Genomic DNA, 18,152 nt, shown 5'->3' with positions numbered 1-18,152 from the left:
AGCCTCTATGGCGGTAAATTTTCCTTCAGATAGATGTCGATACGGATACGTTCCTGCGCTTTGTTGAATGGAACCTTATCCGAAGTTGCGCGCAATAGACGGACGGCTGAACGAACAATATGCCCGGTGTCTTGCGAGATTAAGGCGTCAAATGTTCCAAGCCTAAGCGCCTCACGACTGAGCGGAGTAAGCTCATGAGCTATGATCACCAGATCTTTGCTGAGCTTGTTCTCTGAAAGAAATTGAATCAGGCCCGCGTTGCCCGCTGCCGAAGAGTATATTCCAACCAGATCCGGATAGGTTTCAAAGATTTCAGGCATCATCTTGTAGATCAGATCCGGATCATCCCGACCCTCAACCGACGCTACGACTTGGAGGTGCGGAAATTCCTCGTCAACAACAATATCAAAGCCTTGGCGACGTTCCAGGTGGTCACGCGCCAAACGAGAGCCCGTAAGAACTAAGACCTTGCCGTCGCGATGGACAAACCGCCCCATCAGCTGAGCGGCGGTTCGTCCTGCCGAAACGTTATCGATCCCCACAAAGTGGTCTCGCTCAGAACTTGGCAAGTCAGACACCAAGGCAACCACCGGGACGCCTCTGTCCCTGAGCCTTTTGACGGCATCCCTGACAGAAGGCGTTTCGGGTCCGAAAACGGCGACACCGTCGACATCCAAACTGTCCACAGCGTCCAGAATGTTGACGATATCTTGCGGCTCAAACGGAGCGACCTTTTTTATCGCGATGCGAGTCCGCTCGATAAACTGGTCACGTGTCTGTTCGGCGATCTGGCTGTTGATTGCCTCCACAAACTCGTTGTCAGTGTCCGGCAGAACAAAGAGGAAGTTGTAAACTCGGTTTCGCGCCAGGTTGGCTGCAGCGGTGTCGCGCACATACCCCAGCTCATCAATTGCCTTTTGTACTTTCTGTACGGTTACGGCCCGCACGCCGGGGCGTCTGTTCAAGACCCGGTCAACAGTCGCCAGACTGACGCCAGCGACGCGCGCGAGGTCGTTGACGGTTGGCTTCTTCACCAATTCTAGTTTTTGTTTTTGGTCTTCCACGTGTTCTTCAGCCCTCAATCTCCCGCGCCAAGCCTTCAAACAACAAAGCAACAGCCTCAGCGCCCGGGTCGTTATATCCAACTAGGTTTTCTTCGGGAACATAGGCCGCGCGGCCTGCCTTCGCACGACGAATATTTGCGGTGTTGTTCGCGCCCTCACGGGCAGCCTCGGCCGCGTGCGTCAGACCAGATGGCAGTGCGGCAAGCGCTGGTGCCAGGGCATCAATCATTGTCCGGTCACCGACCTTGGCACCTCCGACCTGACTGACACGGTTAAGGCCCTCGACCAGGGATTTAGGCACGGAGGCTCCGCTTGCACAGGCATCCCCGGCTGCGTTGAAAAAGATCGCAAGGATCACACCCGATGACCCACCCATTGTCTGGCTCAGTTCGTTGCCCAACGCCGGAAACAGCTGTGTCAGATCAGCCAGCGGCATCCGATCAAGGCTGCCCTGCAACGCCCGAGCAGCGGTCGCCAATGTGCTTCCTGTATCGCCATCTCCGGATTTCGCGTCCAGCTCGTTCAGGGCCTTCTCTGCGTTGACTAGCAGATCTGACAGACGGGTTATCGTTTCCTTTGTTGCGGGATTGTTCGAAGGAATTGGATCGATCGGGGTCAGGCCATCAGGCAATGGTGCGACTTTGATCGGGGCGATGGCATTGACCCCGGGCCACGCGGCCAGATCAACCGGAGCTTTAAGTGCTGACAAATCGTCTTGATCCACGGGCAGAATGGAAACCGAAAACCCGTGCATATCCAGCGATGTCATCATGGGTGCCGGGCCGATGATATGGTGGGCTATACCAGTTTCGGACAACGCATGCGTGAGGACAGCCATTTCTAGCGGAGTTGTTGAACCTAGGTTGTTGACCAGCGCCACGCAATCCCCAGCACCTAACCTTTGCTCTAGCTTCTCCACCACTGTGGACATAGCCGATACAGCATTTGAGAATTCGACTTGCTGTACACCGGGCTCGCCGTGGATGCCCAAGCCGAGCTCCGCTTTGCCAGGTGCGATCCGGTCTTCTTTTGGAGATCCCGGAACGGTACAGGTGTCCAAGCTCATACCGATGCTGACAACCTTTGCTATGGTGCGTCTTGCTGCGGCGGTGACGGCGTCCAGATCAGCACCGCTTTCAGCAAGCGCTCCGGCTATTTTGTGCACGAACAACGTACCTGCCACGCCACGTGGTTGCGGAAGGTCGGGCAGGGCGATGTCATCATCAACAACGACCATCTCTACTTTGCGGCCTAATGCACGGGCGCGTTCGGCTGCCAGTCCAAAGTTCAACCGATCACCGGTGTAATTTTTGACGATAAGCAGGCACCCAGCCTCACCTGTGACCGCAAGAATGCCCGCCAGAACCGCCTCGACTGAAGGGGATGCAAACACTTCCCCGCACACTGCGGCTGTCAGCATGCCGGCGCCAACAAAACCTGCATGGGCTGGTTCGTGACCAGACCCTCCGCCAGAAACCAGGGCGACTTTCGACTTGTCCCAATCCGACCTGTAAACGACCTTGATGTGCGGGTAGCCGTCCAATCGGGTAAGTTGCCCTCCGGTGGAGGCCAGAAGGCCGTCTATGGCCTCTGTCACTAAGGTTTCTTTTGTGTTGAGGAACTGGGCCATGCTTTTGCTCCTTAATTCACGCGCGCGCCGGACGCGTCAAAATACAACGGGTTGTGGGGTCGGATTTTTATAAATTTTCCAGATGGATAGTCCTGATGAACATCAATCAAGGTCACAACCGGGTGGCCATTTAGGTCCAGGTGAAGCCGCGTTTGATCCCCAAGGTGCTCGGCACGTATCACCTGCGCCTCACTGCCTTCGCCTTCAATGATGTTTTCCGGGCGAAGACCAATCTGTGGGCCTTTGTGATCGCCTCCGAACAACTTGGACGGCAGGATGTTGATCCGTGGCAGACCCAACCTGCTGGCAACGTAAACACTGCCTGGGTTTTCGTAGATATCCCGGGGTGTTCCATATTGAACCAGCCTGCCATTTTCCAAAACGCCAATATGCGTCGCCATTGTCATGGCTTCGACTTGGTCGTGGGTCACGTAGAGCAAGGTTGATCCTAGATCGGCCTGAATCCTTTTCAGCTCGACCCGCAAATCCGCCCGAAGCTTGGCGTCCAAAGAACTGAGCGGTTCGTCCATCAGAAATATCTGGGGGTCGCGCACAAGTGCCCGTCCAATTGAAACGCGCTGCATTTCACCGCCCGACAGTTCAGTGGCTTTGTTGTCCAGTTTGTGTGGGATCTGGAGGATTTCCGAGACTTCGTTAACCTTCCTGGCGATCTCATCCTCTGGCGTCTTCAGGATAGGCGATCGCAGAGGGAAAGACAGGTTTTCACGCACTGTCATATGCGGGTAGAGCGAGTATTGTTGGAAGACCATCGCTACATCGCGCTGGGCTGGCGTTTCTATTCCAACATCTCGCCCGGCAATGCGCACCGTGCCTGAATCCAGTTTCTCAAGTCCGGATATCAATCTCAGTGTTGTTGTTTTTCCCGCGCCGGTCGGGCCTAACAACACCACAAAGGCACCGTTGGGGATCGTCATTGAGATATCATCCACCGCTTTAAGATTGCCGAATGACTTCGAGATATTCTCCAAAACGACTTCAGCCATTGCTTAGTACCTCGTCGTTCAGAGTGGACCTCAACGCGCGTCCGGTAGATTTTTCAAAGAGGGTTACTGCGGGGGAGCGGAACTCCAATCCCACTGTCTCACCGGGACTGACGGTTTCGCGAGCATCAATTCGGGCTTTCAGCTCTCCGTTCGGGCTTTGCAATGTCACGATCTGGGTGGTTCCCAAATATTCTGCGGCCAGAACCTTTGCCCGGTAGGAACTCGCATCCGATAGAAAAACATGCTCGGGGCGAACGCCGAAAACCAAGTCACCTTCCGCCCCTTCTATCAGTTTGGGCACGGCTTCGTCATGGCCATTCAGTCGTACCATTTCCGAGCCAGGTTCGACCTTTCCCTGAAACGGCAGGAAGTTCATCGAAGGAGACCCGATAAAATCTGCAACGAACATCGTAGCTGGTTTGTCGTAGATTTCCTGCGGCGTGCCGAATTGTTCGATCACGGCGTTGTTCATCACCACGATCTTGTCACCCATTTGCATGGCTTCCAGCTGGTCATGTGTGACGTAAACAGTGGTTGCGCCCATGCGATCATGAAGCGCGCGTAGTTCTTCGGCCATGTGCTCACGAAACTCGGCATCCAGGGCACCAAGGGGCTCGTCCATCATGAACGCCTTGGGTTCGCGAACAATCGCGCGACCCAGCGCCACGCGCTGTCTGTCGCCGCCTGACAGTCCACCTACCGGGCTATCGAGGATGTCCTTGATCCCCAGAATTCCCGCGACTTCATCGACTTTGGCTTTGACGGCAGCTCGCGGCATGCCCTGCGATATCAGGGGGTAGCTGATATTCTTGCGCACGTTCATGTGAGGATAGAGCGCGAACATCTGGAACACGAATGCAATATCTCGCTCTGATGGCGGCCGCTGGCTGATCTCTTCACCGTCCAGATAGATTTCACCCGACGTTGGAAGCTCCAACCCTGCGATCATCCGCAGTGTTGTCGTCTTTCCGCAGCCGGATGGCCCCAGCAACATGAAAAACTCACCATCCTCGATCGTGAACGAGCTTTCGCGGACAGCCGTGAAATCGCCGAACATCTTTTTTACGTTTTTAACTACGATCTGGGCCATTTCTACTCCGGGAAATGGCTGACGATGATGAACATGACGGTTCCGATCAGCGTGACGATGAAAGAGTAGGTGAAGCCCCAAAGGACAAAGGGCTGCATCAGCATGAAGACCCCCAAAGCGATGAGGATGGTTGCGACCATCTCCCATGGGCCGCGGCGGAGCCGTAGTAATCCAGTAAGAAACTCGCTCATTTACGTACGGCTCCGAATGTGATCCCACGCAGCAAATGTTTGCGCATGAGGATGGTGAAAATCATGACCGGGATCAGGAAGATCGTGGCGCCAGCCGCAACCGCGGGCCAATCCAGACCTCCGATCCCGATGATGGTTGGAATGAAAGGTGGTGCGGTCTGCGCATTCGCAGACGTCAGCAGCACCGCAAACGCATATTCATTCCAGGCGAAGATCAGGCAAAAGATAGCTGTCGAGGCTATGCCGGTTGCGGCTTGCGGCAGCACCACTTTGTAGAATGCCTGAAAACGGGTGTAGCCATCTATTAGGGCGGCCTCCTCGTACTCTCTTGGGATTTCGTCGATGAATCCCTTCAGCAACCAGACCGCCAGGGAAATATTCACACCCGTATACAGCAGGATCATTCCCAGATGCGTATCGCTCAGCCCAAGGTTTCTGAACATCAAGAAGATTGGGATGGCGACGGCGACCGGGGGCATCATCCTTGTACTGAGGATGAAGAACAGTAGATCGTCCTTAAGCGGGACTTTAAACCTGCTGAACGCATAGGCAGCCAGCGTGCCAAGGAAGATACTCAAGAACGTCGAGCCAAATCCGATGATAACCGAATTCATAAAGCGCTCACCGAATTTGGATGGTCCAACGATCACCATGTCGTATTGGCGCACGATCTCATCGGCCCAATTCTGTGGCGGGTTGGCTTCCAGAAATTCCTGCGTTTGCCGCGTTCGTGTGGTGAAGAGATTGACGTAGCCTTCTAGTGTTGGGTCAAAGACCACCTTAGGCGGGTAGCTGATCGCATCGGCCGGGGACTTGAAGCCAGTCAGTAAAATCCAAACCAGTGGGATCATCGTGATCAGTGCATAAGTGATGACTAATAAGCCTGCGATCCACTTGGACTGGTTCGAGGGTTCGGTGACGGAAAAACTGCTCATCTCTGTTTCACTTTGTTCAGGGCTTTGACGTAGATCGACGCAAGGCCGAACACGGTGACGAATAGGATGATCGCATAGGCCGAGGCATAGCCCGTACGCCACTTCTCGAACGCCTCTCGCTTAAGATTGATCGAAGTGAGTTCCGTAACAGAACCGGGCCCTCCGCCTGTTAGCTGAACCACCAGGTCGAACATTTTGAAGTTCTCGATCCCTCGAAACAGCACCGCAAGCATCAGGAACGGCAGGACCATGGGGATGGTGATTGTAAAGAACTGCCGCAGTTTGCTGGCCCGATCGATCTCAGCCGCTTCGTAGATGTAATCGGGAATGCTGCGCAGCCCGGCCAGACAGATCAGTATCACGAAGGGCGTCCACATCCAGGTGTCAACGATAACGATCGCCCACGGGGCCAGCGTCACTGAGCCCAGCATCTCAAAGCTCGATGGGTCTTTGCCGGTAAACCAAGACACGATGTAGTTGAACAGGCCGATCTGAGGCTGATAAAGGAACTTCCAGAAGTTTCCGACAACCGCCGGAGACAGCATCATCGGTAACACGATAATCGTGGTCCAAAGATCGTTGCCCTTGAATTTCTTGTTGATCAGCCACGCCAAAGTAAACCCGATTAGGACCTGGAAGAAGATCGTCCAGAACAGGAAATGCGCCGTCGCCTGCATATTCAGCCAGGTGTCCGAGTCCGTTAGAATACGCTCGTAATTCCGGAACCCGACATCTTTCACTTCACGCCCGATCCGGTTGGCTTTGTAGTTGGTAAAGCTCAGTTGGATGGTCCAGATCAACGGGAAGATGTTTATCGCCAGCAGTAGAAATATCGTTGGGGAGATGAATATCCAGGCGATTGCACGGTCGGATAACCCCCGAATTTTTCGCGCAACTCGCTGGGGCGTTGCCTGCGCAACGCGATCTACAGTCCTGTCAGACATCTCTTTGCCAGTTCTCGTTGGTTTCGGACTCACGGGTGAAGGTGGAGCGGGATTGCCCCCGCTCCTGCCTGTGTCCGGGTTACAGCTTGCCTTCGTCTTCGAAGACTTCCGTCCAATCTTCGATCAGAAGATCAAGCGCTTCTTGAGCAGTGCCTTGGTCAGCAACCACGTAGTCGTGGATGCGTTTCTGCATAGCCAGCAGGAGCTCCGCATAGGCAGGCTCTTGCCAGAAATCCTGCACACCGCCCATTGCTTCCAGGAAGTCACCGGCAAACGGTTGGCTGTCCACGAAACCAGGATCTTCCAGCACCGAGTTATGTGCGGAGTATCCGCCAAGCTCCCACCATTTGGCCTGCACTTCTGGCCGCGCGAACCACTTGATGTACTCAAGTGCGGCGTCCTGTTTGTCAGAGTAGCTGACAACAGAGATACCTTGTCCGCCCAGGGTCGAACCTGCCTGATTTTGTGGTGGATTCACGAAGAAGTCGATCTTGTCACCACCGGTATTGGGATCGGCATAGAGACCCGGGAAGAACGCAAACCAGTTCATAGCCATGGCGACCTGACCGGACTTAAAGGCGTCCAGGCTCTCACCCATATAAGAGTTGGTATATCCCGGAGGCGTCGCCGTTTTGTAGAACTCCTTGTAGAATTCCAGCGCCTCAACCGCTTCGGGTGAGTTTACAGCGCCTTCCATGTCATATGAGCCCGGGGTGTTTTCGTATTTGAAGCCCCAAGGATACAGTGCTCCGGTCACACCCATGGTGATCCCTTCCGAGCCGCGCTCGGTAAAGATTGCTGCCCCGTACACCGTCTTGCCGTCGATCTCACGACCTTGGAAGAACTGCGCGATCTGCAACAATTCTTTCTGAGACTGAGGTTCACGTAGGTCCTGACCCGTTGCCTCTTTGTATGCGGCTTGGATTTCAGGGTTTTCGAACCAGTCCTTACGATAGAACCAACCATTCGCATCGCCCATCGCAGGCAGGGCGTAGTAGTTCGGTGTACCCTTGGGCCAAGTCGAATAAGCGTAGACAGTGGCCGGCGCGAAATCGTCCATGCTGATGCCTTCAGCATCAAAGAACTCGTTCAGCTGGACATAATGACCATTTTCAGCGCCACCGCCGATCCATTGGCTGTCACCAATCAGCAGGTCGCAGAGCTTACCCCCAGAGTTCAGCTCATTCAGCATCCGGTCCGCAAAATTTGGCCAGGGAACAAACTCAAAGTTCATCGAGTGGCCGGATTCTGCTTCGAATTCTTTTGATAGCTCAACAAGCGCGTTGGCCGGGTCCCATGCAGCCCAACAAAGCGTCAGATCTTCAGCATTTGCCTTGGTAGAAAGAGTAGTAGCGGCAAGGACTATTGCGCTGGCCGAGGCCAGTTTTGTGTAAGTCATCCATTCCTCCCTTTTTGCGCCGTCAATCGAGGATGTGCGAATCGCGGCATACCCCCAAAGCTATTTGAGGTACGCACCTCAGGTCCAGAAATATTTGAGGTTCGTACCTCAGATAGTCAAAGAAGAACGTCCATTTTTCTTCTTAGTCGCTGATTATTCGGGAAATTGTTTGGTTGCGTTGATGCACATCTATTTTCGGCAGTGAGGTATTAAATGGCCCTATGGACTAAAATTGGCGCAGCCTGCAATCGCGGCCATCATGCGGCCAACACGTTTAGCGAACCCTCTGCTGAAGCACTCACAGATTATTTGGTCGATACCTTTGAGAATTGGAGATAGCGTCAAATAGCGCGGACCACTCGGGATCGTGTATAACTCGTTTGTTCAGGTGCAGACTTATGAACACTCTCTCTATCGCCAGATTGAACCGCTATCCAATTAAAGGCTTGAGTGCCGAGCCTATGCAAACCGTGATGCTGCGAGCTGGGGAGGGGATTCCGGGTGATCGCCTGTTCGGATTCGCGCGTTACAACTCCGGTTTCGACGCGCAGAACCCTCAGCCACTGCCGAAAGATCGCTTTGTTGTTCTATTGAATGAGGCGGCTCTAGCAGGTATTAAGACGAATTTTGATATTGAGACCCAAGATCTTGTCATCACAGCGAGCGGCAAAACACACAGCTTTAACATGCAAGCAGCAGAAGATCGGAGAAATGCGTCAAATTTCCTTTCTTCAGAGATCGGCTTAAAAGATCCTGAACCACCAATATTCGTTTCGTCCGCTCCTCATCGGTTTACAGATGTGTCTGTCGTATCACCTAAAATGATGAACGCGATATCCGTCTTAAATCTGGCGTCTGTGGAAAAGTTTGGTGAAGTACTGAACGCGGAAATCCACCCAGCGCGCTTCCGGGCGAATATCGAGATGGACGGTTTACCCCCGTTTTCTGAGTTGGATGAAGCTGGATCAGTTTTCAGATTTGGCGATGTTGAATTAAAGATACTCTCACGCACGAAAAGGTGTGCGGCCACTGAAGTGAACCCGGAAACGGCCGAGCGGGACCTGAAGATACCCTATCTTATTCGGAAATTGATGGGTCATACGGACATGGGTGTCTATGTTGAGGTGGCTAAAGGCGGAACGCTAAGAGTTGGACAAACTGGTGAAATGTTAAAATGAATACTATTTCACCCGTCAAAGTGGCGGTTCCGGGCGGTTTTCCCGCGTTTTCTCAAATGATTTGTCTCTACTCTTTCGCCAGTCGTTTTCTTGCTCGCCCAACCGCAGGCTGGAGGCTGTGCGGCGTGCTTTGAGATATGTTGCGTCAATCATGATCGTCTTGTGATCCGTGTCTTCAGCAGCCAGCCCGTTCATGATCCGAGCGAACACCCCCATGGTGCATCGCGCGTCGCTATAACTACGTCGTCAAAGGTAAGAGACCCGAAGCCGCTTCAGTTCTTTCAACTGATCTACTCCCATTCCGCCGTACTTCTTGCGCCAGCGGCAATAGGCTTGCTCAACAACGTCGATCTGCCTGATCAGATCAAGACGGGAAATGCATTGCCCATCAGAACTTCAACCTGCCGTAAATTCGAGACAATCTCTTAGGGCTCTTGTCTGCGATTCCTGATCCTTCGTTTCCCGAACATAGCGGTCGATCAGCTCAGTTGGGGAGACTCAGGGGCTAGTCGCTCCACTTGGCAAACTTTCCGCAGAGCATGGCGCGAAAAAAGAATCTGGTAAATGCAGGAGGCCCAGCTATTCATTCGACCTTGCTTTCCTCACTGTACTTCCAGGAATGAGCCGAAAGCCGACGTCCTTTGTGGATTTCGTCGGTTCACCATTGATCTGTGCCAGTACCATCTCGGCAGCGATCTGGCCAATTCTGAGGTGAGGGACCGCGATTGAAGTTAACCGATAAGGTTGTATCGCCGAAATTGGCAGGTCGCCCCACCCTGCGATGCCGATGTCGTCTGGGACGCTCAGGCCAATTTTTTTTGCATACTGCAGGCCACCGATCGCCATATTGTCGTTCTGATAAAATATGACCTCGACATCGCGATGGGCCGCCAACAATTGTTCGGTACCATAAAACCCAGTGTAAAAGCCCGGAGTGTCCTTGAGAAGCAGTTGTTTTTCAAGTCGTCCATCAGCGTCTTCAATTGCTTTCGAGAAACCATGAAGCCGCGCGGTTGCTGCATTTGCGACATCGTGAGACGTGCCGACGTAACCGAACTTTTGGTACTCCATTCCGGCAAGGTAGCGGCCCATGCTATAGCCGCTGTCAAAATGGTTCAGCCCAACGCACATATCTAGGGGGCTGGAATTGAAGTCCCAGATTTCGACCAAGGGAATTCCCGCGCCGCGCAGCATCTGAATGGCTTTCTGGCTATGAGAACGGCCTGTTATGATCAGCCCGGCAGGCTGCCAGGACAGGACGGTTTCGATCCATTTTTCTTCGTGGTCGATCTCGTGCTCTGTAAGGCCCAAGACAGTCTGGTGTCCGAACGCACCAAGTTTGCGGTCTATGCCTTCCAGCACCTGGGCGAAGATTTCGTTGCCCAGTTCCGGGATGCTGACACCGACAAAAGTTGACTTTTTGTCACCGGCAAAAACTGTCGCCAAACGATTCGGCAGGTACCCCAATCTGTCCACTTCAGCCATTACTTTGGCACGCGTTTTCTCAGAGAAACCGCCTTCGTCTCGCAACACACGGCTGGCAGTCATCTTGGAAACACCCGCAGCCTTCGCCACCTCTGCGAGGCTTACCTTGTTGTTTTTGCTTATTTTATCGGGATCACTGCTCATTTACGTTACGGGTAACTCTTTTTTGTTGACAACCGCATGGCCTGTGAGAATGCTAGCGTAACGTTACGGGTAACTCAATACGATGTTGAGGAGCATTGGGGTTACCTAAGTCTAGGAGGAGACAGCTGTGCCCGGCACCGCGCAAAACAATCTGTTCTTTGATGGGATAAAGAAGCATTTTGGAGGCACCTATGCGCTGCGCGATGTTTCGCTGAATGTTGAGCGCGGCGAGATTGTCGCGCTGCTCGGTGAAAACGGGGCAGGTAAATCGACCCTTATCAAAATCCTTGGCGGTATTCACAAAGCGGACGAAGGTCAGGTCTTGATTAACGGCCAGCCTTACGAGCATCGTCCAGGTGGTTTCGGTGAACGCCAGTCGGTTGCCTTCATCCATCAGGATCTGGGCATGATCGAATGGATGACTGTGGCCGAGAACATAGCACTTGCGCTCGGCTACTCTCGCAAAAGCGGGCTGATCAATTGGAAATCCGTCGAAAGCTTTGCGCAAGAAGCCTTGGATAAGGTCGGATGTGAATTTGACCCGACCACGCGAGTTCAGGACTTGTCGCGCACCGAAAAATCTCTGGTCGCAATCGCAAGGGCTCTTGCTGTGGACTGCGACTATCTGGTTCTGGATGAACCAACGGCTTCGCTGCCTGCTGATGAGGTTGAAAGACTGTTTGAGGCTCTGCGTCCTTTGAAAGAACAGGGTGTTGGGATGATTTACGTGTCGCACCGCCTGGATGAGATTTTTCAGATCGCGGATCGGGTTGCTGTGTTGCGGGACGGAGAGATGGTGGGCCTGCGCAGCATTGACCACACCACGCCGGAAGAGCTGGTTTATATGATCGTTGGCCGTAAGACTCGGCAGGTGATGAAACCTGATACGCCACCGGGTGAAACTCTGCTCCAAGTGTCCGGATTAAATATGGACGCGGCGCACAATGTTAGCTTTCAATTGCAAGCCAACGAGATCGTTGGTTTGGTGGGTTTGCGTGGCGCGGGGCACGAGAATGTGTCGCGTGCGTTGTTCGGTTCCGAAGTATCTGACGGCGATATCATACTCCATGGTGAGCGGCCAGATTTGAGCTCTCCACAAACGGCCATGGCCTCTGGGATTGGCTTGGTTGCTCGCGATAGAACCGAAGAATCTGTTGCTATGTCGCTGACCATTCGTGAGAACACGTTCCTGAATCCGGCCGCTATCGGGCGGTCGTTGTTGTCGTTTATGAGCCATCGGGCTGAGACGGAGAGTGCTGCGCGGATAGGGGCCGAAGTGGCCCTGTCGCCAAATGACCAGAGTATGGCGATTGAAAGCTTGTCAGGCGGTAACCAGCAAAAGGTTGTCATCGGGCGCTGGCTTGAAACCAAACGCAAGCTGTTGATTTGTGAGGATCCAACAGCGGGTGTGGATGTTGGCGCCAAAGCAGAAATCTACGCCCTGCTGAACCGCGCCATGGAGAACGGTGTTGGCATTATTGTCGTCTCGACGGATTTCGAGGAAGTCGCAGCCATCTGTCACCGCGCCATTGTCTTCAGTCAGGGGCAGATCGTACGCGAGCTAACCGGCACCGAACTGACCACTGAAAACCTGATACAGGCTGCCTCGGCGTCAAACGCCGTGGCGAGTTAAGGAATACGACTATGCAATCGCTTGAATCCAACGCGCTGGAACCTACTAAAGCAGAGCTGAAAAATGCTTCGTTAAAGACCCGTATCTTCAGGTTTCTGCCGGTTTATGGTCTCGTTCTGCTAACTGGCTTTCTAATCATCCTGTTTTCGATCCTGCTGCCCAACACTTTCCCGACGATGTTGAACCTGAGGTCCATCATTTCGGACAAGGCGATCATTGCGCTGCTGTCGCTGGGGGCGATGATCCCAATGGCGGCTGGTCGCATCGACCTGACTGTGGGCTATGGCATCGTGCTCTGGCACATCCTGGCGATCAGCCTGCAGACCATGCTGGGTTTGCCGTGGCCCATTGCGGTTGCCATCGTTCTCTTGCTGGGCGCCGTGACCGGGTTCCTGAATGGTCTTCTGGTCGAGGTGGCCAAGATTGACAGTTTCATTGCAACCCTTGGTACCGGAACAGTGCTGTATGCGCTGGCTCTGTGGCATACCGGCGGACGTCAGATGGTCGGCGTATTGCCCGATGGTTTCTACGCGCTGAACACGACTTTTGTCTTCGGGTTGCCGATCACAGCCTACTACCTGCTCGTTATCACGGTCGTGATGTGGCTTGTCCTCGAATACACGCCGATCGGTCGGTATCTCTATGCCATCGGGGCCAACCAGCGCGCAGCTCAGTTGAACGGCATTCCCACCCGCAAATACGTCATCGGAGCATTTGTAACCTCGGGAACGATGACTGCGCTTGCTGGTGTTCTGCTGGCGTCCAAACTGCGGATTGGTCAGGCTTCAGTGGGCCTTGAATTCCTGCTGCCTGCATTGGTTGGCGCCTTCCTGGGATCTACAACGATCAAGCCCGGCAGGGTCAATGTCTGGGGCACCGTTGTTGGTGTCGTCATCCTGGCCGTGGGCATTTCGGGCATTCAACAATTTGGTGGCTCTTTCTGGGTTGAGCCGATGTTCAACGGGGTCACCTTGCTGGTTGCCATTGGCATCGCGGGATACGCGCAGCGCAAGAAAGGTGCTGACAAAGGGTGAGGACCATTTGACCGGTTCGGAGGCGTTTGTCTTTAGAGCCGTCTGAAAGACAGAAGAACTGCATAGGGAGGAAACAATGCAGAAACGCACCTTTATGGCCGGGCTGATGGCTTCAACGATGATGGTGGCAATTCCAGCGATTGCCGCAGAGTGGGATGGGCCAACTGCAGGTCCCAAGGCCGCAGAAGGAAAGTCGATTGTTGTGGTCGCAGCCGATCTGAAAAACGGCGGTATCCTGGGGGTGACCGAAGGCGTTCAGGAAGCGGCAGAGTCTATTGGCTGGGATGTGCGCGTTCTGGACGGGGGCAGCTCGATTCAGGGACGATCCGGTGCTCTGGGTCAGACGATGGCGCTGCAACCTGACGGGGTGGTGATCACGGGATTTGATGTTGTCGAACAGCAGGCTGCTCTTGAAGGGCTCATCAATGCTGAAATCCCTGTGGTTGCTTGGCATTCCGGGTCTAAAATTGGTTGCGAAGCCGAAGGTGGCATATTTGCCAATGTTTCGACAGATGCGATGCGCGTGTCCGAGGTTGCAGCCGAATGGGCGATTGAGGACGGAGGTGAGGATGTCGGTGTCGTGATCTTCACCGACTCGACCTATCAGATCGCGATCGACAAGGCTGATCGCCTGAAGGAAACGATTGAGGCGCAGGGCGGCACGGTGCTGGAATATGTCGATACGCCCATCGCCGACACCTCGACTCGCATGGGTCCGCTGACAACCAGCTTGTTGCAGAAGTACGGCGATCAATGGACCCACGCCCTGGCGATCAACGATCTGTATTTTGACTTCATGGGCCCTGCGCTGGCTGCTGCCGGGATTTCGTCTGACAACGGTCCGCAGGCAGGATCTGCCGGTGACGGATCAGAAGCCGCATTCCAGCGCATTCGCAGCGGTAACTATCAGACCATCACCGTGGCCGAGCCGCTGAACTTGCAGGGCTGGCAATTGGTGGATGAGCTGAACCGCGCCATTCAGGGCGAGGCGTGCTCGGGCTATATCACTTCACCTGCGCTGGTGACTGAGGAAGGGCTGGCCAAGCTGGGTGACAGCAACCGGTTCGATCCGGACATCCCCTATCGCGAGGCTTACTCAAAGATCTGGGGCAAGTAACTATCGAGACGGCCCCGGGTATCTAAGGCCCGGGCCGTCCACACATGAGATGAAAAAGCGCAGTTTCGATACGCGGTCAGCGACCGTGATGGCGGAGCTTTGCGCGGAGGAGGAGACCATGAGCGAACAGCCATTGGTTCAAATGCAAGGGATCACTAAGCGCTTCGGCGGTGTGACCGCATTGCAAGATGTCGATCTGACAGCCTATGCGGGAGAGGTCCTTGCCATCGTAGGCGATAACGGGGCGGGCAAATCCACCCTCATCAAGATCCTTACCGGTGTATATCAGCCCACCGAGGGGCGGATTTTGATGGACGGTCAGCCACTGGAGATGGCCAGTCACTCGGACGCGATCGCCAACGGCATCGACGCAGTGTACCAAACGCTTGCGTTGGCCGATCATCTGTCGCCAGCGGCCAACATGTTTCTGGGAAATGAGCTGACCAGCAGCTTTATGGGCATCCCGTTTCTGGACAACAAGCGGATGAAAACAGAAGCCGCGCGTGTGCTTGAGGAACGTCTGGGTGTTCGTCTGAGATCAATGGACGTCATGACCGAGAGCCTGTCGGGCGGTCAGCGTCAAGCGGTCGCTATCTCGCGAGCGGTCTATCACGAAGACCTGCGTCTTTTGGTTATGGATGAACCGACGGCGGCATTGGGTCCGCAGGAAACGGCGCGAACACTGAAGCTGATCAAAGCCCTGCGTGAGCAAGGGCTGGCAGTGATCCTGATTTCCCACTCACTGGATGACGTTTTCGAAGTGGCCGACCGCGTGCATGTGCAGCGCCGTGGCCGTGCTGTTGGCGTTGTCAAAACTGCGGAGAGTTCCGTTCAAGATGTTCTGGGCCTGATCGTTGGCGCCCAGGATGCGGCCGCGTGAAGGAGAACGACATGTCCGCAGCAATGACAAATCCCGATCAGAGAACCATAATGGACCGGCTTGAGCCGTATCTGGCCTTCATCGGCCCAATGGTCATGATCCTCGCAATCCTGATTTTCATGGGGATTGCCGAACCGGCGCGGTACTTCCGCCTGACAAACCTGAACCTGATCCTGCTGGACGCGGCGCTGTACATGCCGATGGCAATGGCGATGACTTTCGTCATCACCCAACGCGGGATCGATCTCTCAATCGGCTCCATCGCGGCCCTGTCGGCGATTTTGATGGCGTTTCTGGTCAAGCAATACGGTTTCCCCGCGTGGGTGGCGGTGCCGCTGGCTATAGTTCTGGGCGCCCTGATGGGGCTGATAAACGGCCTCGTGATCACACGGTTCAAAGTCCCCGATCTGATCGGCACACTTGCGATGGACCTTGTTTATCGCGGCTTGGCGCTGGTTATCGCAAAAGGACTGGTACTGGCCCGGTTCCCTGAATTGATCACCGAGATCGGGCGCGGTCAGATCCCGGGTTTCATTCCGGTGCCGGTCGTGCTGGGTCTTCTTACTATGGCGATCGGCTACGTTGTCCTGACGCGTACATATTTTGGGCGTTACACCATCGCGATTGGGTCGAACCCCGAAGCCAGTGAGATGACTGGTGTCGCCGTCGACCGCCATAAGATCTATGCCTATGTGCTGATGGGCGCGGCGGCTGCCATGGCAGGTGTGATGCTGACTGGTAAGTTGAACGCTATTCAGGCGACCTCGGCCCCGTACTTCAATCTGCACGTCATTGCGGCGGTTGTGGTGGGTGGCACGTCGCTCTTTGGTGGGCGTGCGTCAATGTTGGGCTCGCTTGCGGGTGTCTTGCTGCTGTCGATGATGATCAACGCGCTGGTGACATTGCGGATCGAGTTCTTCTGGCAATCCGTCGCCTCGGGCGTAGTGATCGTCAGCTCGGTCGCGCTGTACACTTGGATGCAGAAGAAAGACCGGGATGGCGCACGCAGTCTGCTGGACGGTTTGCGCACAAAAGAAGCTCAGAAACTGCTGCGGTTCTCGGCCGCGCTGATCGGGGCATTGATCCTGTTGCTGGCCATTGGGGCGGGACTGGCAACTGAGCCTACGCCAAGCGGCTAAGGCATAAGTGGTGCGCCGAGAGGTAGGAGTCTCGGCGCACCTGCAAGACCCCACAATATTCGCGAAAGGGAGGACTTACCGTGAAACAATTGAACAAAGCACTACTGACGACAAGCGCGTTTTGCCTGTGTGCGACTGCCGCCTTGGCAGACCACCATGGCAAGTTGCCGTTGAAAGAACTGCCAGGTATCGAAGATCGGGACTATTGGGTGCCGGGCGAGGTCAACGCCGATGGGAAGCTTGAAGCCCTGCAGGCGACCACCGGAGCCGAAGCAGTCAAGTATTCAGGCACACAGGATGATCCGTTGCAGATCGCTCTGATCTATCCGTCTGCTGATACTTCGGATTTCTGGGCGCGCAATTATCTGGCGATGACTAAGCGTCTGGACGAGTTGGGGATCGAATACGAAACAACCGAATTCGCCAGCCGTCAGATCGAGCACAGCTTGCAGTCGACCTATGCCAATCAGGTCGTTCAGGATGCTGATCTGTATGATTTCGTGATCTTTGGTCCCTCAGAGTTGGCCATTCAGGCGGATAATATCGATAAGATGGCAGGCACTGACGGGTTCGCCACCTTTGTCTGGGCCTTCCACACTCCACCGAAAGAGCTGGAAAATCAGCCAGATGCGTGGTTCGACTTCAGCTCAGCCGCCGGCGCGCTGACCATGTGTGACTACATGCTGGAACGTCTGGGCAACGACGTGACCATGGCGATGAACCGGGGCATTCCGGGTATTACTGATGATCAGCGCTCGGGCGACTTCAAAGCCTGCGTCGAAGAGAAGGGCAATTGGACCACCGTTTACGAGCATTACGGTGAATACCAGCGCGAAGGCGGCTTTGAAGGCACCAGCCTGATCCTGCAGGCCTATCCTGAAGCGACGATCATCCATAACGCCAACACTGCGATGGCGATGGGGTCGGTCGAAGCTCAGGTGGCCGTTGGCAAAGAGAAAGACGTCTTTTCCACCGGTTGGGGTGGTACGGGCCTCGAACTGGACGCCATTCGCCGTGGTGAGCTGGACGCGACCCCGATGCGGATGGGCGACGATGTCGGCGCCGCAACCGCTGAGGCAATCAAAGCGCATATGGAAGGTCGTCAGGACGAACTGCCGTTTGTGTTCCTGGGTCGGATCACTGTCGCGCATGACCAGATGAGCGCTGAAGAGATCGATGCCTTGGAACAGGAAGCATTCCGCTTCTCAGGCGTAGGCGCGCTGGAGCGTTAAACGGTCTGGGCGGGGCAATCCCGCCCAAACCCACCCGGTTCAGGCCGAATTGG

The 18,152-nt window shown here is 54.7% G+C and carries 16 protein-coding genes and 2 pseudogenes; 7 read left to right on the top strand and 11 right to left on the bottom strand.

What is annotated here, in order from left to right:
- Positions 1-5: 5 nt before the first annotated feature.
- The 8 genes from ACR0I7_RS18700 to ACR0I7_RS18665 form a co-directional block, all read right to left on the bottom strand.
- Positions 6-1,064 (bottom strand): LacI family DNA-binding transcriptional regulator, encoded by a 1,059-nt coding sequence (locus ACR0I7_RS18700; protein WP_480513677.1) that lies wholly within the window; start codon positions 1,062-1,064, stop codon positions 6-8.
- A gap of 7 nt (positions 1,065-1,071) precedes the next feature.
- On the bottom strand, positions 1,072-2,694 hold the full coding sequence (locus ACR0I7_RS18695) for a dihydroxyacetone kinase subunit DhaK (protein WP_480513675.1): 1,623 nt from the start codon (positions 2,692-2,694) through the stop codon (positions 1,072-1,074).
- Between the two features lie 11 nt (positions 2,695-2,705).
- Positions 2,706-3,698, bottom strand: coding sequence for an ABC transporter ATP-binding protein (locus ACR0I7_RS18690; protein ID WP_480513673.1), 993 nt, complete (start codon positions 3,696-3,698; stop codon positions 2,706-2,708).
- The gene (locus ACR0I7_RS18685) at positions 3,691-4,788 is read right to left on the bottom strand and encodes an ABC transporter ATP-binding protein (RefSeq protein ID WP_480513671.1); all 1,098 of its coding nucleotides are present in this window, start codon (positions 4,786-4,788) and stop codon (positions 3,691-3,693) included. The genes ACR0I7_RS18690 and ACR0I7_RS18685 overlap by 8 nt, the downstream gene beginning before the upstream one ends.
- Before the next feature lie 2 nt (positions 4,789-4,790).
- Positions 4,791-4,979, bottom strand: coding sequence for a hypothetical protein (locus ACR0I7_RS18680; protein WP_480513670.1), 189 nt, complete (start codon positions 4,977-4,979; stop codon positions 4,791-4,793).
- Complete coding sequence (locus ACR0I7_RS18675; RefSeq protein ID WP_480513668.1) at positions 4,976-5,914, bottom strand: carbohydrate ABC transporter permease; 939 nt, start codon at positions 5,912-5,914, stop codon at positions 4,976-4,978. The genes ACR0I7_RS18680 and ACR0I7_RS18675 overlap by 4 nt, the downstream gene beginning before the upstream one ends.
- Positions 5,911-6,858 carry a carbohydrate ABC transporter permease gene (locus tag ACR0I7_RS18670; protein WP_480513667.1) on the bottom strand — a complete coding sequence of 316 codons (948 nt, stop codon included), beginning with the start codon at positions 6,856-6,858 and terminating at the stop codon, positions 5,911-5,913. Before ACR0I7_RS18670 ends, ACR0I7_RS18675 begins: the two co-directional genes overlap by 4 nt.
- Before the next feature lie 79 nt (positions 6,859-6,937).
- Positions 6,938-8,257: an ABC transporter substrate-binding protein gene (locus ACR0I7_RS18665; RefSeq protein ID WP_480513665.1), complete on the bottom strand. Its 1,320-nt coding sequence runs from the start codon at positions 8,255-8,257 to the stop codon at positions 6,938-6,940.
- A 398-nt stretch (positions 8,258-8,655) separates the two neighbouring features.
- On the opposite strand from ACR0I7_RS18665, the gene ACR0I7_RS18660 reads away from it, so the two are divergent.
- On the top strand, positions 8,656-9,435 hold the full coding sequence (locus tag ACR0I7_RS18660) for an MOSC domain-containing protein (RefSeq protein ID WP_480513664.1): 780 nt from the start codon (positions 8,656-8,658) through the stop codon (positions 9,433-9,435).
- 102 nt (positions 9,436-9,537) lie between these two features.
- Here the strand turns inward: ACR0I7_RS18660 and ACR0I7_RS18655 are convergent.
- The 3 genes and pseudogenes from ACR0I7_RS18655 to ACR0I7_RS18645 all read right to left on the bottom strand — a co-directional run.
- Positions 9,538-9,648 (bottom strand): annotated as a pseudogene (locus ACR0I7_RS18655) (IS5/IS1182 family transposase); the annotation flags it as partial.
- A 48-nt stretch (positions 9,649-9,696) separates the two neighbouring features.
- A pseudogene (locus tag ACR0I7_RS18650) lies at positions 9,697-9,857 on the bottom strand (IS3 family transposase); the annotation flags it as partial.
- A 157-nt stretch (positions 9,858-10,014) separates the two neighbouring features.
- A complete protein-coding gene (locus tag ACR0I7_RS18645; protein WP_480513663.1) occupies positions 10,015-11,064 on the bottom strand; it encodes a LacI family DNA-binding transcriptional regulator in 1,050 nt (349 codons plus the stop codon).
- A 127-nt stretch (positions 11,065-11,191) separates the two neighbouring features.
- Here ACR0I7_RS18645 and ACR0I7_RS18640 point away from each other — a divergent pair, with 127 nt between their 5' ends.
- From ACR0I7_RS18640 to ACR0I7_RS18615, 6 genes are all read left to right on the top strand, one after another.
- The gene (locus ACR0I7_RS18640; protein WP_480513662.1) at positions 11,192-12,697 is read left to right on the top strand and encodes a sugar ABC transporter ATP-binding protein; all 1,506 of its coding nucleotides are present in this window, start codon (positions 11,192-11,194) and stop codon (positions 12,695-12,697) included.
- Positions 12,698-12,708: 11 nt separating this feature from the next.
- A complete protein-coding gene (locus ACR0I7_RS18635) occupies positions 12,709-13,731 on the top strand; it encodes an ABC transporter permease (protein ID WP_480513661.1) in 1,023 nt (340 codons plus the stop codon).
- Between the two features lie 76 nt (positions 13,732-13,807).
- Positions 13,808-14,848, top strand: coding sequence for a substrate-binding domain-containing protein (locus ACR0I7_RS18630; RefSeq protein ID WP_480513660.1), 1,041 nt, complete (start codon positions 13,808-13,810; stop codon positions 14,846-14,848).
- A 118-nt stretch (positions 14,849-14,966) separates the two neighbouring features.
- Complete coding sequence (locus tag ACR0I7_RS18625) at positions 14,967-15,728, top strand: ATP-binding cassette domain-containing protein (RefSeq protein ID WP_480513659.1); 762 nt, start codon at positions 14,967-14,969, stop codon at positions 15,726-15,728.
- Positions 15,729-15,739: 11 nt separating this feature from the next.
- Positions 15,740-16,867: an ABC transporter permease gene (locus tag ACR0I7_RS18620; RefSeq protein WP_480513657.1), complete on the top strand. Its 1,128-nt coding sequence runs from the start codon at positions 15,740-15,742 to the stop codon at positions 16,865-16,867.
- Between the two features lie 80 nt (positions 16,868-16,947).
- Complete coding sequence (locus tag ACR0I7_RS18615) at positions 16,948-18,099, top strand: substrate-binding domain-containing protein (protein WP_480513656.1); 1,152 nt, start codon at positions 16,948-16,950, stop codon at positions 18,097-18,099.
- The last annotated feature ends 53 nt before the right edge of the window (positions 18,100-18,152 follow it).

It is taken from the genome of Ruegeria sp. AM1, assembly GCF_056540745.1.
This window is presented reverse-complemented; position numbering and strand designations above follow the sequence as displayed.

Coding starts and splice junctions, on each gene's coding strand:
- ACR0I7_RS18630 (WP_480513660.1), top strand. CDS start 13,808: ATGCAGAAACGCACCTTTATGGCCGGGCTGATGGCTTCAACGATGATG.
- ACR0I7_RS18620 (WP_480513657.1), top strand. CDS start 15,740: ATGTCCGCAGCAATGACAAATCCCGATCAGAGAACCATAATGGACCGG.
- ACR0I7_RS18635 (WP_480513661.1), top strand. CDS start 12,709: ATGCAATCGCTTGAATCCAACGCGCTGGAACCTACTAAAGCAGAGCTG.
- ACR0I7_RS18660 (WP_480513664.1), top strand. CDS start 8,656: ATGAACACTCTCTCTATCGCCAGATTGAACCGCTATCCAATTAAAGGC.
- ACR0I7_RS18685 (WP_480513671.1), bottom strand. CDS start 4,788: ATGGCCCAGATCGTAGTTAAAAACGTAAAAAAGATGTTCGGCGATTTC.
- ACR0I7_RS18645 (WP_480513663.1), bottom strand. CDS start 11,064: ATGAGCAGTGATCCCGATAAAATAAGCAAAAACAACAAGGTAAGCCTC.
- ACR0I7_RS18695 (WP_480513675.1), bottom strand. CDS start 2,694: ATGGCCCAGTTCCTCAACACAAAAGAAACCTTAGTGACAGAGGCCATA.
- ACR0I7_RS18690 (WP_480513673.1), bottom strand. CDS start 3,698: ATGGCTGAAGTCGTTTTGGAGAATATCTCGAAGTCATTCGGCAATCTT.
- ACR0I7_RS18670 (WP_480513667.1), bottom strand. CDS start 6,858: ATGTCTGACAGGACTGTAGATCGCGTTGCGCAGGCAACGCCCCAGCGA.
- ACR0I7_RS18675 (WP_480513668.1), bottom strand. CDS start 5,914: ATGAGCAGTTTTTCCGTCACCGAACCCTCGAACCAGTCCAAGTGGATC.
- ACR0I7_RS18680 (WP_480513670.1), bottom strand. CDS start 4,979: ATGAGCGAGTTTCTTACTGGATTACTACGGCTCCGCCGCGGCCCATGG.
- ACR0I7_RS18665 (WP_480513665.1), bottom strand. CDS start 8,257: ATGACTTACACAAAACTGGCCTCGGCCAGCGCAATAGTCCTTGCCGCT.
- ACR0I7_RS18625 (WP_480513659.1), top strand. CDS start 14,967: ATGAGCGAACAGCCATTGGTTCAAATGCAAGGGATCACTAAGCGCTTC.